This is a genomic window from Porphyromonas crevioricanis, from assembly GCF_900476255.1.
Taxonomy (GTDB): domain Bacteria; phylum Bacteroidota; class Bacteroidia; order Bacteroidales; family Porphyromonadaceae; genus Porphyromonas; species Porphyromonas crevioricanis.
The window spans coordinates 1328446-1343427 of the sequence record NZ_LS483447.1 but is presented as its reverse complement, the minus strand read 5'-3'; the positions used below and the strand labels follow the sequence as shown (position 1 = coordinate 1343427).

At 44.1% G+C, this 14982-nt stretch carries 9 protein-coding genes, 2 tRNA genes and 1 pseudogene; 7 read left to right on the top strand and 5 right to left on the bottom strand.

What is annotated here, in order from left to right:
• Nucleotides 1-199 precede the first annotated feature (199 nt).
• Entirely contained in the window at nucleotides 200-1426 is a 1227-nt protein-coding gene (locus DQN70_RS05880) for a M16 family metallopeptidase (RefSeq protein WP_023939388.1), read from the bottom strand.
• Nucleotides 1427-1500: 74 nt separating this feature from the next.
• Between DQN70_RS05880 and DQN70_RS05875 the strand changes: the two genes are divergently transcribed.
• The 3 genes from DQN70_RS05875 (at nucleotide 1501) to DQN70_RS05865 (ending at nucleotide 5141) form a co-directional block, all read left to right on the top strand.
• On the top strand, nucleotides 1501-2121 hold the full coding sequence (locus tag DQN70_RS05875) for an SIS domain-containing protein (protein WP_036887729.1): 621 nt from the start codon (nucleotides 1501-1503) through the stop codon (nucleotides 2119-2121).
• Nucleotides 2122-2129: 8 nt separating this feature from the next.
• The gene (locus DQN70_RS05870) at nucleotides 2130-3212 is read left to right on the top strand and encodes a tyrosine-protein phosphatase (protein WP_023938892.1); all 1083 of its coding nucleotides are present in this window, start codon (nucleotides 2130-2132) and stop codon (nucleotides 3210-3212) included.
• Between the two features lie 108 nt (nucleotides 3213-3320).
• Entirely contained in the window at nucleotides 3321-5141 is a 1821-nt protein-coding gene (locus DQN70_RS05865) for a DEAD/DEAH box helicase (RefSeq protein ID WP_023938890.1), read from the top strand.
• A 153-nt stretch (nucleotides 5142-5294) separates the two neighbouring features.
• Here DQN70_RS05865 and DQN70_RS05860 read toward each other — a convergent pair whose 3' ends face one another.
• The 3 genes from DQN70_RS05860 to DQN70_RS05850 form a co-directional block, all read right to left on the bottom strand.
• On the bottom strand, nucleotides 5295-6176 hold the full coding sequence (locus DQN70_RS05860) for a DUF3078 domain-containing protein (RefSeq protein ID WP_036887591.1): 882 nt from the start codon (nucleotides 6174-6176) through the stop codon (nucleotides 5295-5297).
• A gap of 314 nt (nucleotides 6177-6490) precedes the next feature.
• Nucleotides 6491-6565: transfer RNA gene (locus DQN70_RS05855), tRNA-Val, on the bottom strand.
• A gap of 39 nt (nucleotides 6566-6604) precedes the next feature.
• A tRNA-Val gene (locus DQN70_RS05850) sits at nucleotides 6605-6679 on the bottom strand.
• Between the two features lie 1478 nt (nucleotides 6680-8157).
• Between DQN70_RS05850 and DQN70_RS05835 the strand changes: the two genes are divergently transcribed.
• Together DQN70_RS05835 and DQN70_RS09605 are read left to right on the top strand one after the other, a co-directional pair.
• On the top strand, nucleotides 8158-10467 hold the full coding sequence (locus DQN70_RS05835; protein WP_023939391.1) for an outer membrane beta-barrel protein: 2310 nt from the start codon (nucleotides 8158-8160) through the stop codon (nucleotides 10465-10467).
• 714 nt (nucleotides 10468-11181) lie between these two features.
• A complete protein-coding gene (locus tag DQN70_RS09605) occupies nucleotides 11182-11517 on the top strand; it encodes a site-specific integrase (protein ID WP_023939395.1) in 336 nt (111 codons plus the stop codon).
• A gap of 74 nt (nucleotides 11518-11591) precedes the next feature.
• Here the strand turns inward: DQN70_RS09605 and DQN70_RS09710 are convergent.
• Nucleotides 11592-11704: pseudogene (locus tag DQN70_RS09710) on the bottom strand (IS982 family transposase); the annotation flags it as partial.
• A gap of 441 nt (nucleotides 11705-12145) precedes the next feature.
• Between DQN70_RS09710 and lysS the strand changes: the two are divergent.
• Entirely contained in the window at nucleotides 12146-13876 is a 1731-nt protein-coding gene (lysS, locus tag DQN70_RS05825) for a lysine--tRNA ligase (protein ID WP_023938874.1), read from the top strand.
• Between the two features lie 95 nt (nucleotides 13877-13971).
• Nucleotides 13972-14976 carry an NAD(P)H-dependent glycerol-3-phosphate dehydrogenase gene (locus DQN70_RS05820; protein WP_023938873.1) on the top strand — a complete coding sequence of 335 codons (1005 nt, stop codon included), beginning with the start codon at nucleotides 13972-13974 and terminating at the stop codon, nucleotides 14974-14976.
• The last annotated feature ends 6 nt before the right edge of the window (nucleotides 14977-14982 follow it).

The window sequence follows — 14982 nt, the reverse complement described above, 5'->3', positions numbered from 1 at the left end:
CCTGCCACAGAAAGCAACAGGCCCACAATGGGACTACGAACAATACAGTCCCCAACAGTCCTCACGACATTATTGTCGATATCGAAAAACCCCTTGTCGGAAGCTCACTCCTTTCATCCTATTTCCCAATGTGACTACTGCATAACATTGCTACAATCCTGCTGTAATATTGATAAAAAGTCAATCCGGATTGGCTCTTTTAGCAATAGATAAGCCTTGTCATTAGTTCAGGGCGCAAAGTCTCGGCTGCTATTTGCTGTATTTGCTCGGCAGTAATGGCATCTATGCGAGAAAGAACGGTCTGCATATCATCATAGCGATCATAATGCAAGAGGCTCTTGGCAAAATTTAGGGCCACGCTCTCTCTCGAATCTTCGGCGATAAGAAGTTGCCCTTTCACTTGTCTTTTGGCAGCAAACAAATCTCGCTCGGGAAGTTGTTGCTCTACCAGTTTGAGCATCTCTTCTTCTATGGATCTCATTGCCTTTTGCACATTCTCCCGGGCCGAAGCAAAGTAGATACTGTACATACCAGCATCGGAATAGGCATTGTAGGAGGCTTCTACATTGTACACCCACCCTTTTTTCTCTCTCAAAGCCATATTCAGACGAGAATTCATTCCCGGCCCTCCCAGAATGTTAAGCAGAAGACCAAGCGGTATCCTCTTCTCGCTATGCATGGAGAATGTAGAGCTCCCCATGAGTACATGCTCTTGGTAGGTATTCCGCCTTGTTCGGATTTGCTTGACTACCGGAGGCTTTTGTGACACATCCGGCTTGCTGATAAGTGGTAACTCGTTCGGGAAACAGCCGAAGACTTGTTCGGCCAACTCCACCAGACGCTCCTCGTCTACTTGACCTTTGATAAAAAACAGCATATTCGATGGACGATAGTATTCGTCCATAAAACGACGCCCCATGGTTGCAGAAATTCGCTTCACGGAACGTTCGTTACCCAAAATACTATGCCCCAAAGGCGTGCCGGCGAAAAGGATATTTTCAAATTCGTCATAAATCAACTCGGAGGGACTATCCCGGTACGAATTGATTTCATCTATGATTACAGTCTTTTCTTTGATGAGCTCTTCCGAGGGGAAACGACTGTTGAGTACAACATCGGCCAACAGCAGAAAGATACGCTGCCAGTAGTCGCAAGGAAGAGCTGCGTAGATAAAAGTCTCCTCTTTGGTCGTATAGGCATTCAATTCTGCTCCGACTTCTTCGGCTCGCTGTATGATATGGGTACTGCTCCGGCTTTTAGTCCCTTTGAAGAGCATATGCTCAACCAAGTGGGCCATACCATAAGAGGCTATATTTTCATTCCTTGTGCCAGCTCTCACTGCGAACCCCATGTACGTAACTTTCTCGTCTTCGGGCATAAAAGCCAGGCGAAGGCCACAACCCAGCGTGCGTATATGATAAGACATTATCTACAAATATGAATGAGACATCAAATTTAATAAATACTTTTGCAGCCGAGATTGTTACGGATCAACAGATAATGGCAGAAGAAGTAAAGCACTACAGTGTAGAGGAGATGTTGCGGCATGAAGCCGATGCAATAAGCCGGATACCCCAAAGCAACGACTACGACAAGGCCGTGGCCATGATTATCGAGCAGGTACACAGCCGAGGAGGACGTCTTATCACCTCCGGTATGGGAAAAGCCGGACAAATAGCAGCCAATATGGCTACAACGTTTTGCTCTACCGGTACTCCTGCATATTTTCTACATCCCAGCGAAGCTCAACACGGAGATTTGGGAATTATACGAGAAAATGACATCCTTCTGTTGGTCAGCAATTCCGGACGCACCAGAGAAGTTCTGGAGTTGGTCGAGTTGGCAAAAGGGTTGGTCAAAGGCATCCCTATGTTGCTCATCACCGGAAATACGGACTGTGAGCTAGCCCAAATGGTCAATGTCTGTCTCTCCACCGGCAATCCGGCAGAAGTCTGTCCTCTGGGTTTGACTCCGACTACAAGTACCACGGTGATGACTGTAATCGGTGACGTACTGGTGGTGCGTACTATGCAGGCTATCAACTTCGGATATGCAGATTATGCCATGCGTCATCACGGAGGATACCTTGGCTCGAAAAGTAGAGATCTGAGCACAAGATAGTTTCGTCCATGACTTGTACATCTCTTTCGCATACTTTGCCTCCCATAGGTATTGCCATATGTCTACTACTCCTCCTCGGCTGTGCATCCGGCAAAAAAGCCTACAGAGTAGCAGCCATGTGCGAGCGAACAGAAATAGGCAACTATCAGATTTGCTGGGAAACAGACCCGGACATAAGAGGCAAAGTGCGCATATCGGTATTAGACAGACCGGAGAGCCAATCCACAAGTCAAGTGTTTGAAGTCGAAGCAAATTCCGGATCGGCTACCTGTGTCACAAAAGACAATTTCAGCCCCAAATTTTTCCAACTGGATTTTCTTGACCCCGGTATTAAGTATGTAGTGGGGCCTCGCAGAGTGTTACTTGACAGTCTGCAATCTCTGTGGGATATAGGAGGAGTGACTAATACCGATGGAGAAAATACTCGCTGGGGGGTTATATATTTCTCCCAAAATTTCGAGGATTTCAGCCCTTTGGATATGCAAAAAATCAATTCGATGGGGTTACACTCCATCATTGCATTGTGCAACGAAAAGGAAAAACCCGAAGTAGAAACACGAGACGCCACAATCCACCTACCCTGCAATGACTCCTTTCATCTGGATAGCTTACTGCAACGTCTGGTCAGCGAACCTTACACAAATGAGGAAATGCGACTTACGGTCAGGCAAATCCTGCTCTCCTATGTAGATCACAACAATGAGCAAATACGGCAAGCTCTCTTTCTGGCATCCGATCCGGATATGTACCCGATACTATTCTGCTCACCTTACCCACTGGGGGGGCTGTCCTATCTGGGTATGCTCATCTTGAGCACTTGCGGTGTATCAGACCAAGCTATCGTAGAGCTCTACACAGAGCCTAATCACAAGATCAAAAAAACTAGCCGCTGGAAAAACCTTGTTGCACAAATGAATGAGGAACAGCAAGAGGCCTTCACTTTTTTGATTACGGCTCACGATGATCTTATGCTGGAAGTAATGGAGCTCATCCGATCCCGATATGGCAGCATATCCAACTACCTCACCCAAGAGCTTGGCTTCGGCCCGGAAGATCAGGCTCGTCTTAGACAAAATATTTTGAGCAACTAATCCGACTTTCTCCGACAAGCCTGCAAATTCGGTATACGCTGCTATATTTCACCTTGTGCGACCAAGCTGTGGAAAGCTGCCATCGCAACAACAAAAAACTAATTCATTTTGAATACATTCCAAGAATTAGGGATCATCGATCCCTTGATAGAAGCCATAACAGAAATAGGCTTCGAGCATCCCATGCCTGTACAAGAGGCTGTAATACCCTACTTATTGGGTGATGACATAGATCTAATTGCCTTAGCACAGACCGGCACAGGTAAGACAGCTGCTTTCGGCTTACCTCTGATCCAGAAAATAGTAAACACAAACCGGAAACCGGAAGCAAAGAAACCTGCGGCTCTCATACTCAGCCCTACACGAGAACTATGTTTGCAAATTGCCGACGACCTGATCTCCTACTCCAAGCTCCTTGATCAAATACAGATTGTGCCCGTATATGGCGGAGCTTCTATCGAGGCTCAGATTCGCTCTCTGCGGAATGGCGTCTCGGTACTTGTCGCCACCCCGGGGAGATTAGTAGACCTGATCAACAGGAAAGCCGTCTCACTGGAAAATACCAATACAGTGGTACTTGATGAAGCTGATGAAATGCTAAACATGGGCTTCACCGAGAGTCTCAACGAGATATTAAGCCACGTGCCGGAAGAAAGGCATATGCTGCTATTCTCAGCGACAATGCCGAAAGAAATAAATGCGATAGCACGATCATATATGCACGATCCGAAAGAGATCGTCATTGGCTCCCGAAATATGGCGAATACCAATATCAAACATCAATACTATTTGGTAGCCGCCAAGCATAAATACCCAGCCCTGAAACGTGTAGTGGATTTCTACCCTAATGTTTATGGCATCGTATTCTGCCGCACAAGGGCAGAAACCCAAGAAATAGCAGACAAACTGATACAGGATGGCTACAATGCCGACTCTCTGCATGGAGAACTTAGTCAAGCCCAACGAGACTATGTAATGCAGAAATTCAGGATAGGACACATTCGACTGCTTGTGGCAACAGATGTGGCAGCCAGAGGATTGGATGTAGACAACCTCACCCACATCATCCACTACGGACTACCGGACGAAATAGAGGTCTATACACACCGGTCGGGACGTACTGCCAGAGCTGGTCGCACAGGCCTGTCCATTGCATTGTGTCACAGTCGTGAAAAGTCAAAAATAAAGGGAATAGAGCAGCGCATAGGGCAATCCTTCGAAAGAGCTTACCTGCCTGACGGAAAAGCTGTCTGTGAAAAGCAGATCTACCACCTGGCCGACAAAATAGAGCGAGAAGTACCGGAAGAGAACTCCGCCATTGAAGATCTTCTACCCGGTATTATGCGCAAATTGGAATGGATAGACAAGCAGGACTTAGTCAAACGTATTGTAAGTCTGGAGTTCCGTCGGATGCTGGAGTATTATCGCTCGGCCCCAACGATAGACGAGGCTGATGAAAAAGGGCGTATAAAAACTGAAACAAACGAAACGCGCCGCAACAAACGAAATGCACAAGCCGAGGAAGGGATGAGCCGACTCATGATTAACTTCGGTAAGGCAGATCAGCTATTCCCAGACAAGCTGATAGAGCTGATCAACCGCTGTTGCCCCGGCCCTCGCATCAAAATTGGCAAAATCGACTTACTGTCACGTCAAGCATATTTCGAGGTTGAGGAAGATATTGCCGACAAGGTAATATCCATGATGAACGACTACGAGGTGAATGGTCGCCTGATACGAGTAGAATATGCCAAGCCTTTCTCAAAAGATGAGCAACACTCCCGCAGGGCATCCACACGCAGAAATAGTAGGTATAAAGACCGATCGAGTGGAAATAAACGGAGCAGCAGACACAGTGATACAAAGGCTAAAGGAAGGAACAGCAAGGGGAAAAAGAAAGGGGAGCATTTCTACGACAAGTTTCGCTAAAACTCTTTCCCCCCAATAGGGGTAAGTTGGGTCTATTACCTCAGAGACTATTGTATAGACTCTTTGGCATTCCGAAATTCAAATATGGCACAAAAAAAAGAGGGTGTTGCTTTTTCTGCAACACCCTCTTTGAGTTATATTTTTCCGGCAAAATCAGAAGTTATAAGCCAGACCCAATCCTACAATTTCCTTAAACTGCACCTTGGCTCCAGTTACTACCCCGTTGCTATCAATCATCTTTACATCATCGTCATAGATAAGGTTCGTGGTAACTGTAGCCGACAAAAACTTATTGATCTTCGCTGCAACAGCCAAATCCCAATTGACATCAATATTTCCGAAGTCGTGGGTGTAAGCTGAAAAAAGGCTTAGTTTGGTCACTACATTGATATTTTTCATAGGAGAAAAGTTGGCTAAAACCACAGTAGAAGCTCCAAGCTCAGCAAAAAGCTTCTCGCCCTTCTTCACTCCAAAGGCCCCAGCATCAGAAAGTCTCTTATCATCCACGATAGTCAATTTACCGGTAAGGGGAGACATAAATATGGATACAACTTTATGTGGACGATACTCTGCTCCAAGCCCCAAATTGAGGTAGGCAGGAGCAAAGAAGTTGGAGATATAGTTTTCCTTGGGATCGGAGGGTTTCTTGTACCCCTTGGCATACTGTGTCAAAAAGGAAGCCATACCCGACACCAACCATTGCTCCGTAGCTTTGTAACCAGCCATTGTACTTAGCTCGAATTTGTCTACGGTCTTTACCCAATCATTGGCTTGGGTATAGTTCATCCCAAAATCTGTGTTAAGTGTGTTATTCCAGCTAAAACGTCCTTTTTCATACTTAGCTCCTATGTTGAGATACACATTACCGGCAACAGTATTGTCCCCCCCGGCAGCCCAATTAGTGAGGGAGGTTTGCGAAAGATTCAAGCCCGTAATTCCGGAAACAGTCCAATTCTTGGTAGTGTCTTGTGCATAAAGATAAGAAACAAGCAAGTGGGAACTCAGTGTGATAATGATCAATGCTAACTTTTTCATAGGATTTCTAAAAATAAGAGGAGTATACTCCAATACTCCGGTTTGTTACCGATACTAATTGGTGCCCTTTCTACCTCAACTGTCACGATTTGCAGTGAGTAGAGAAACGACAACTCTCACTGGGCAAGAAACAACAGAAGTTCATCTTTTGTTCGGCGTTGCCCACAAAAAAGATTATGAAAAGAGAAAAATAAAATCTGTGGATGGTGAGTACAGATTCATAGGAGCCATATTTCAGTCTCATTTCCTCAATGATTATAAAAAAACCACGAACCTAGTTAGGGTTCATGGCTTTACAATTTCATTTTCTTAAGTGGGCCCAATAGGATTCGAACCTATGACCCTCTGCTTGTAAGGCAGATGCTCTAAACCAGCTGAGCTATAGGCCCCAATTGTTCCGTAGAAGGACAGCAATAGACAACCGCGGGTGGGCCCAATAGGATTCGAACCTATGACCCTCTGCTTGTAAGGCAGATGCTCTAAACCAGCTGAGCTATAGGCCCTAATTGTGGTCGTCTGCGTCTACGTCCGCACTCTCAATTCGAGGAGCACCTCTCGGAAACACAGCGCAAAGGTACAAGGATTTTCGAAACTTACAATAGTATAGAATGAGGAAATCTGATATTTATTCCCCTGCAACAGAAACAACATGCACAAAGAATCCGATCAAAAGAACTTCCTATATAACCATAACATATTATAGTAAAGGCTATTAACAATAGCGATATTCTCTTTTCGTTTGAGTGAAAATCACACAACATTGCAACAAATATCTTCCGTTTAGTACCCAAACAAATAGAAACTCCTTATTTTTTCTCTGTCATAGCTTCTCATCTGGATTTTGTCCATACTGTAATCAATGTCACAAAACGATGTCACAACAAAGAAAATCATCCAATGAAAAGGCCTCATTTCTGAGACCTCACGAAAAGAATCATTCACGTGGATGCCCTATGATCTACATGAAGCAAACAAACATCCAGTATACGGCAAAGAGATTCTGATATGTTTTGTAAAATTTCGCTTGCAGAGAAAACTGGGAAAACAGGAAAAAAGGTTCTGAAAACAAGAGAATCCCCCCTCCTTGAGGCCTTTATGATCACCTCCTGAGATGCCTATGAATAGAGCGTTCTGGAGGGGGTATTTTTTCTCCATGCCAAATTTTTGCTCTCTCCTGTGTTAGCGAAAATTCTCTCCTGTGAGAATTTATTTTCTCCCGTGTCAGCAAAAAACGCCTCCCATAGGCCTCAAAAAAGAGTGGAAAAACACGGTCAAATAGCCCTAATTCGAGAAGAAAAACTGCAGTAAAAAGGAAACAAAACAGCACAGAAATATATAAATATACATATAATCCTAGGTGCCTATAAAAGAGGAGACCTAAGAATTTATATCGAGGGCTGTTGCATAACATGACTTTCGAAGCGTTATCTTCATTCAATATTCAGGCTCGGCCATATACGATAATAAAGTATTTCTTGTGCCCTTATTCCCAATGTCTTCAAGATCACCTTACTCTGCAAATCAATAAAGTAATAAGTTCTACTTGCCATTTTGGAACCCATGCAAAAGGCTTCAAGCATCATTAGATGGGTTACATCATGCATAGAGCACATCGCAACAGAGCATTTTGAGCCAAACACAACTACTCTTGAAGCGATCTGCATGAGCTCCATCACGACCTAACTGTACGACATCTTAAACTTTCTATTCCTGCATTTTTGCCTGCCTCATTGAAGTTCTTTTCCTGATTGTTTCATCAAAAAGCTTGGAGAAATCATCTACGATTCAGGAACATCAACTATATTTGTCTTCATAAAATAAAGCAGTTCTTTTCATATCTCATTTTGAATATCAAATAATAAATCAAAATGAATTCGCTTCTTTTTCAATTATAACACCGGCAATATTAGGTAGTAAATACAGTTGGTGAGGTGGTTTTATCCACCGTTTTGTTACGTTGAACTCTCGTTAAAAAACTATTATGACTATATCATGCAATAAAGTCCTTATCACAGTTGTGATGTTATTGGGCACGGTGCATTGGTGTTGCGCTCAGTCTGCTTTCTCACTTTTGGGAAAGGTGATAGATGACAAGGGGGATGCCCTAGTAGGAGCCTATATCGAATTGCTTGTGTCAGAAAGTGCAGCACCTATTGAGACTATTATCACCAATCATCTCGGAGAGTTTTATGTCTCTGCCGAAAAAGAGATACGCATCATCAGGGTGCAGTATATCGGATTTGAGAGGAAGGTCTTACAAGCTCCTTTTTCTTCTCCACTACTCATAAAGATGAAGGAGATCCCCTTAGAACTGGAAGAGGTCACGGTAACGGGACAAAGCTCAAGCAGAATCACAAATGATGGTATCAAGTTCTCGCCTACAAGGCTACAAAAAGCATTACCCAACATCACACATTACCTTGCGCAACTACCTTTTGTCGAAAAGTCTGGTAGTGGGTTTACTGTAGTCGGCAGAGGTGCAGCTGTAGTCTATATCGACAATCGAAAGCTCGAAGACCTACAAGAACTAAAAGAGCTCAAAATGGAAGACGTGCTCTCGGTCGATGTATTGCCCAATCCAGGGGCTTTCTATGATGCAGACGTCAGGGCTGTGATCAAGATCCGCACAAAAGGGAAGAAAGCCGGAATAGGTGCAGAGATCGCAAGTAGTGTGATCCATAGCGAATGCACAGAGTATTGGAATAGGGGTAAGTTCTCGTACAACACACCTACGCTCAGCTGGCAGTCTTCGCTCGCATATGACTATGACCCTACACGTGCCCAGCTCGATATAGTGCAGTTGATGACGAAAAACCAATCTTCGTCCGTGAAGTACAATAGTACGGAGGAGCAACTCTATAGGAATCTGTTTCTCCGCAATAGCTTGGTCTATTCTCCCAACAAGAGCAATAGTTTGGGTGTCTCACTCACATACAGTCATGCGCATTGGAAGACAGATATCGTCAATGGATTGCACTATACAGATGCAGTGAGCAACATAGAGTTTGAGCAAAAATCTAACTCTAAGAGTCCAAGTCATAAGTGGACGGGAAACCTGTTTTACAACTACTCCGACAAGCGTTGGGACCTACTCTTCAATACTGATCTCTATCGAGGAAACAATTCCAACGTTATGACTTCTATGAGTTCGGATCATACGGTAGAGCCAAATGTCAATACGCATTCGGAGGGTAGCAACTTCCTCACCTATTCCCAAGCCGTAGCGAGCTATAAAGTCTCGGATCGCATAAATGTCCAATTCGGTGCAGACTACGCTTATACATCCGTTTCACAAACGTATCAAGTCGGTGGCAGTCATGCTACACTAAGCCCATTTGATATAAGGACTTATCAGCATCGCTATGCCAGTTACGCTACAGTGCAATATGCCCTCCAACCCTTATCTTTTGTGGTGGGGCTTCGACACGAGGCATTGTCCATCAAACGAAAGGACGAAGCACAGCTGGGTGCTCGCAAGCTCTTCTCTCGCTCTCGACTATATCCCTCTGCTTCCATATCGATGAGCAAAAAGGCTTTTCAGTCGCAGTTGTCCTATTCTATGAAGACGGAGTATCCAGCATACAATCAGCTGCGAGCAGGTCTTAATTACAGTTCGCCCTATCTATACGAAGGAGGTAATCCCGACTTGCGTCCAGAGACACGACATGAATTATCGCTCTTGAATAGGTATATGAAGAGTTCTCTGATGATCAATTATACAGCAGTCGTGGACCAAATCATACAGGTACCCACGCTTTATGCCGACAATATCATGCTTTATAGACCGGACAACCACGGTGTAAACAAATATCTCTCGTTGTCTATCAGTCAACGAATCAACTGGGGCGACTTTTGGAAATGTGCGCTGCGAATGGACTACCAAACACAATGGATGCATGTCGCAGGATTCACAAGAGAGCGAGGCGATGGATATATGCTAAAAGTCGACAACACCATTAGTCCCGGCAATCATGTCCAATGTTTTGTCAATGGTGCTTATCGTAGCGCAAGCGAAAATGGTTTGTTCAAAATACCTCGAGCGTGGAATCTCGATGTCGCTCTCAACTTGTCTCTGCTCTCAGACCGCCTAAATATCTATCTCGAATGTGCAGATATTTTCTCCACGCTACACGGCAAACGGGCGTATGATGGCGAACACATCACCATGGATTATAGCCGAAACTATCAGACACGCACATTCACGATATATGTCTCCTACAAGTTGTCAAACCTCATCAGTGGCAAGAAGTACAAGGGCAACACTACCAACGATGAAATAAAACGCCTTTAGTATAGTTTATCGAAAGCTTAGGTGCTTTGAGAGAAAAAGTTATTGCCATTCATATAGCACACGAAAAGACTATGTGCAGGACCTTCAAAAGGTCTACTCTATAATTAATAAGAACAAGACCAAAGCAAATAGAACAACGGTAATCCTTTGCCGTACACCATAGACGGAGCGAACGTAGTGATAACCACTGGGGAAAGCACCTCTCCCCAATGATTAGGGAAAACAACAAACAAGAAGACAATCAACGCTTGCAAAGCTTTCGGGAAAAAATTGAGTAAGGGCATAATACCCTACTCCAAAAGTATGGAGCAGTGAGTGCCGAACTTCTGAAGAACTACCTGCAAAACATCGGGAGAGATCCAATGACACTTGTTTCCCTTAGTACAGAGAAACTCAAAGCCCAACAAAGAAAGCAAGAACGAAGGAACGTATGGTAACAACCGAAATTCCGACAAACAGCTTAACTCCTTTGTGCGAAGGAGTGGTGAGGATGATATTCCCCTAACGGCTCTTACGATAGATTTCTTTGATGATTACCATTTCCTTTTTAAGAAGGAGGATTACACACCGCTGCAACGATAAATGGGCATTTGTATTGGTTGAGTCGACTAATGTAGCTAGCCGTCAGTGTCAGGGAGCAATACGCTTCAATCTGTTTGAAGAGGCGAAGTATGAAGCCGTGAGCGCAAATCTCTTTTCTTAAGCAAAGGCGATGTGACAAAGCTCTTGACATTCCCATTGCAGGCCGAAAGGGATGGAAGTAAGTCGAAGAATGTTTATCTCATCTGTCCTTACGGGTTTGCATTTTCCGACTTACAAAGTTTGCGAGCTTCGCAAGTCGAAACGAACAGTAAGGAGAAGCGGTATATCCGCAAGGCAAGACAAAAAACGGATGTGGAGAGTCTGATACCTCGTTATATCCGAATAGTGGAGTTGATAATCTCACTTTACACAAAGGAGAAGAGCAAGGGAGATTACAAGGTATTTCCCGATACGATGAGCAAGGGGAAACTAAATTACTCACCTCAAAGCCGTAAAATTGGCGTGTGATATTCGCACTCCGCTGATCTACCATGTTGGTTTCCACAGCTTCGGAACATTGGCTTTAACATTGTTCTATCTAACTAAGCGTAAATAGGGAAGTTGGATTTCTGATGATTTCAATATTGAGTTCAGGCTTTTTAGGCAGGATGTTGTAAGCGATAAGTCCCGAGATCAGGTTGGTGACAAAATTGTGGTCTATAGGTCAACAACAACTACATTTGTCTCTATAAAGATAAAGCAACATTTTATCTATTCACATTTTACTGACCGTCAAGTATTAAGAAACAATTAATTCACTATCTTTTCAATCATAACACCAGCAATATTAGGTAGTTAATACAGTTGGTGAGGTAGTTTTATTCATCGTTTTCTCATGTCGAACTCTCGTTGTTATAGAACGAACATTTGGCACAATCCCCGATAGTTTAGTGATGCTTATTGTTCGGTATTGAGGACTTGTCAAAACGCATAGTCAGAACATATTCGAAACCATAGCCTTGGATCCTTATCACCCCTCCCGACCTCTCTCATCCTCACATCCGAGAGATAGCATATTTGGAGTCAAGATTATTTTAGTTCCTTTCAGTTTTTATAGCTACCTTCGCTACGAATACAACAAGTACTTGCAACAAAAATGGATATATTAGAACTCAATGAGCAGGAGATTATCAGACGTAATAGTTTGGAAGAACTTCGCTCAATAGGGATAGAGCCTTATCCGGCAGCCGAATATGTGATAAATGACGACTCGGCCAACATAAAAGCAACATTCGATGACACGGAAGAAATTCCTCGCCAGGTTCGTGTGGCGGGACGGGTGATGAGTCGTCGCATCATGGGTAAGGCTTCGTTTATTGAGTTGCAAGACAAACAAGGGCGGATTCAAATCTATGCCACTCGTGATGACCTTTGTCCAGAAGATGACAAAACTTTTTACAATGTGGTTGTAAAGAAAAGCATGGACATTGGTGACATCATAGGAGTAGAGGGCTTTGTTTTTCGCACCCGTATGGGAGAAATATCAATCCATGCTCAAGAGATTACATTCCTCTCAAAAAGTCTCAAGCCACTACCCGTGGTAAAAGTGAAGGATGGAGTTACTTACGATAGTTTCAGTGACCCTGAGATGCGTTACCGTCAGAGGTATGTAGATTTGATCGTAAACGAGGGAGTGAAAGATATTTTCATCAAACGCACCAAGATATTCAATGCAATGCGCTCTTTCTTCAATGAGCATGGATATCTGGAAGTGGATACCCCCGTACTACAGCCGATACCCGGAGGGGCCTCTGCCAGACCTTTTATCACACATCACAATGCCTTGGATATTCCCCTCTACTTGCGTATCGCCAACGAGCTGTACCTGAAAAGGCTCATTGTAGGGGGCTTTGATGGTGTTTACGAGTTTAGTCGCAATTTCCGCAATGAGGGGATGGACAGGACTCATAATCCAGAGTTTACGTGTATGGAGATATACGTAGCCTATAAGGACTACAATTGGATGATGTCATTCGTAGAGCAAATGCTTGAGCGGATATGCCTTGAAGTCTTGGGCACGACAGTGGTCAAGGTTGGAGAAAAAGTCATTGACTTCAAGGCTCCATACAAGCGCATCACAATGACAGATGCCATAAAAGAATACACCGGAGTGGACATCACCGGTATGGACGAGGATACACTACGCAAGACGTGCAAAGATTTGGACATAGAGGTTTCGGAAGCTATGGGTAAAGGAAAGCTGATAGATGAAATCTTTGGGGAAAAATGCGAAAGTCAGTACATACAGCCGACATTCATCATCGACTACCCCAAAGAGATGTCTCCGCTAACCAAGCAACACCGATCCAACCCAGACCTCACCGAACGCTTCGAGCTTATAGTGAACGGCAAAGAAATAGCCAATGCCTACAGTGAGCTAAACGACCCTATAGATCAACGGGAACGTTTTGAAGAGCAATTGAAACTGTCTCAAAAAGGAGACGATGAGGCAATGTATATCGACCATGACTTCCTGCGTGCGTTGGAGTATGGTATGCCTCCTACTAGTGGTATGGGTATTGGAATGGATCGTTTGGTAATGTTGCTCACCGGACAAGAGAGTATACAAGAGGTGCTGTTCTTTCCACAAATGAGGCCTGAAAAGAGGGTTCAGCGAGACAGTCGGGAAACCTTCGCAGCTGCTGGTATTGCCGATGAATGGGTACCAGTGCTATACAAGGCTGGCTATTTGACTGTAGACGCTGTGAAGAAAGAACGCCCGGGAAAGATACTCCAACTCCTTACTGACCTGAACAAGAAGTACAAATTAGGCTTGCCGGCACTTCACTTAGAAGACGTAAGCTCTTGGAGTTCTGTAGAAAAATAAGCAGTGTAAAAGGATAGTATTGCCACAGAGACGATTAGAGTGTGGTATGCCAGGAGAACTATCCTTTTTACTTTCTGTACATCAACTATATTCGAATGGACAGCTTAGGCGTCATAGGGATACTAGGCAGTGGCAGTTGGGCTACGGCTTTGGCTAAGATTATATTAGGGACCCAAACCCGAATCAATTGGTTTGTGCGTCGGTCGGAAAAAATCAAAGCCTTTCAACAGACCGGTCATAACCCCGACTACCTCACATCCGTACACTTCGATAAAAAACGAATATGTTTCTTTAGCGACTCGGATCTGAATGCCTTTTTCCGAGCTTCTGACACTGTCGTATTGGTAACGCCCTCTCCTTTCATAAAGACCTATCTCAAACGACTTCGCTCATCCAGCCTCAAAGACAAACTTATCATCAATGCGATTAAAGGAATTGTTCCGGATGAAAATGTCCTCATATCGGATTATCTGGAACATGAAATGGAAATTCCTCGACATATGATAGGAGCTGTTGCCGGCCCGTGTCATGCAGAGGAAGTGGCAAAAAACAGGCTATCCTACCTCACTGTGGGTTGCTTCGACAAGGCCAAGGCTGAGCTTTTTGCACAAGCTCTACGCACGGACTTTACTTTCTGTGCTGTGAGTAATGATGTGGTGGGGATAGAGTACGCCTCTGTTCTGAAAAATGTCTATGCCATAGCTGCAGGAATTTGCAATGGCTTACAGTATGGAGATAACTTCCAGTCCGTACTCATGTCGAATGCAATCAGTGAGATGAATCGCTTTGTCAATACAGTGCACTTGGTCGATAGGGATATTACGGATTCTGTGTATCTGGGCGACTTGTTGGTAACAGCCTACTCGCAATACAGCAGAAATCGTACTTTTGGCAACATGATAGGGAAGGGCTACAGCGTGAAAGCAGCTCAGATGGAAATGGAGATGATCGCAGAGGGATACTATGGGGCCAAGTGTGTACGTGAGGTAAACAAACGTTTCCGTGTAAATATGCCTATCATGGATACTGTATACGAAATTCTGTATGAAAAACGAGTCCCGAATGAGGCTATTACAGCACTTACTCGGCATTTCAAATAAAAAGGC

What these genes read in the sequence shown, in the direction of transcription:
- DQN70_RS05880 (WP_023939388.1), bottom strand. Translation starts at nt 1,426, where the DNA reads ATGTCTTATCATATACGCACGCTGGGTTGTGGCCTTCGCCTGGCTTTT.
- DQN70_RS05875 (WP_036887729.1), top strand. Translation starts at nt 1,501, where the DNA reads ATGGCAGAAGAAGTAAAGCACTACAGTGTAGAGGAGATGTTGCGGCAT.
- DQN70_RS05870 (WP_023938892.1), top strand. Translation starts at nt 2,130, where the DNA reads ATGACTTGTACATCTCTTTCGCATACTTTGCCTCCCATAGGTATTGCC.
- DQN70_RS05860 (WP_036887591.1), bottom strand. Translation starts at nt 6,176, where the DNA reads ATGAAAAAGTTAGCATTGATCATTATCACACTGAGTTCCCACTTGCTT.
- DQN70_RS05835 (WP_023939391.1), top strand. Translation starts at nt 8,158, where the DNA reads ATGACTATATCATGCAATAAAGTCCTTATCACAGTTGTGATGTTATTG.
- lysS (WP_023938874.1), top strand. Translation starts at nt 12,146, where the DNA reads ATGGATATATTAGAACTCAATGAGCAGGAGATTATCAGACGTAATAGT.
- DQN70_RS05820 (WP_023938873.1), top strand. Translation starts at nt 13,972, where the DNA reads ATGGACAGCTTAGGCGTCATAGGGATACTAGGCAGTGGCAGTTGGGCT.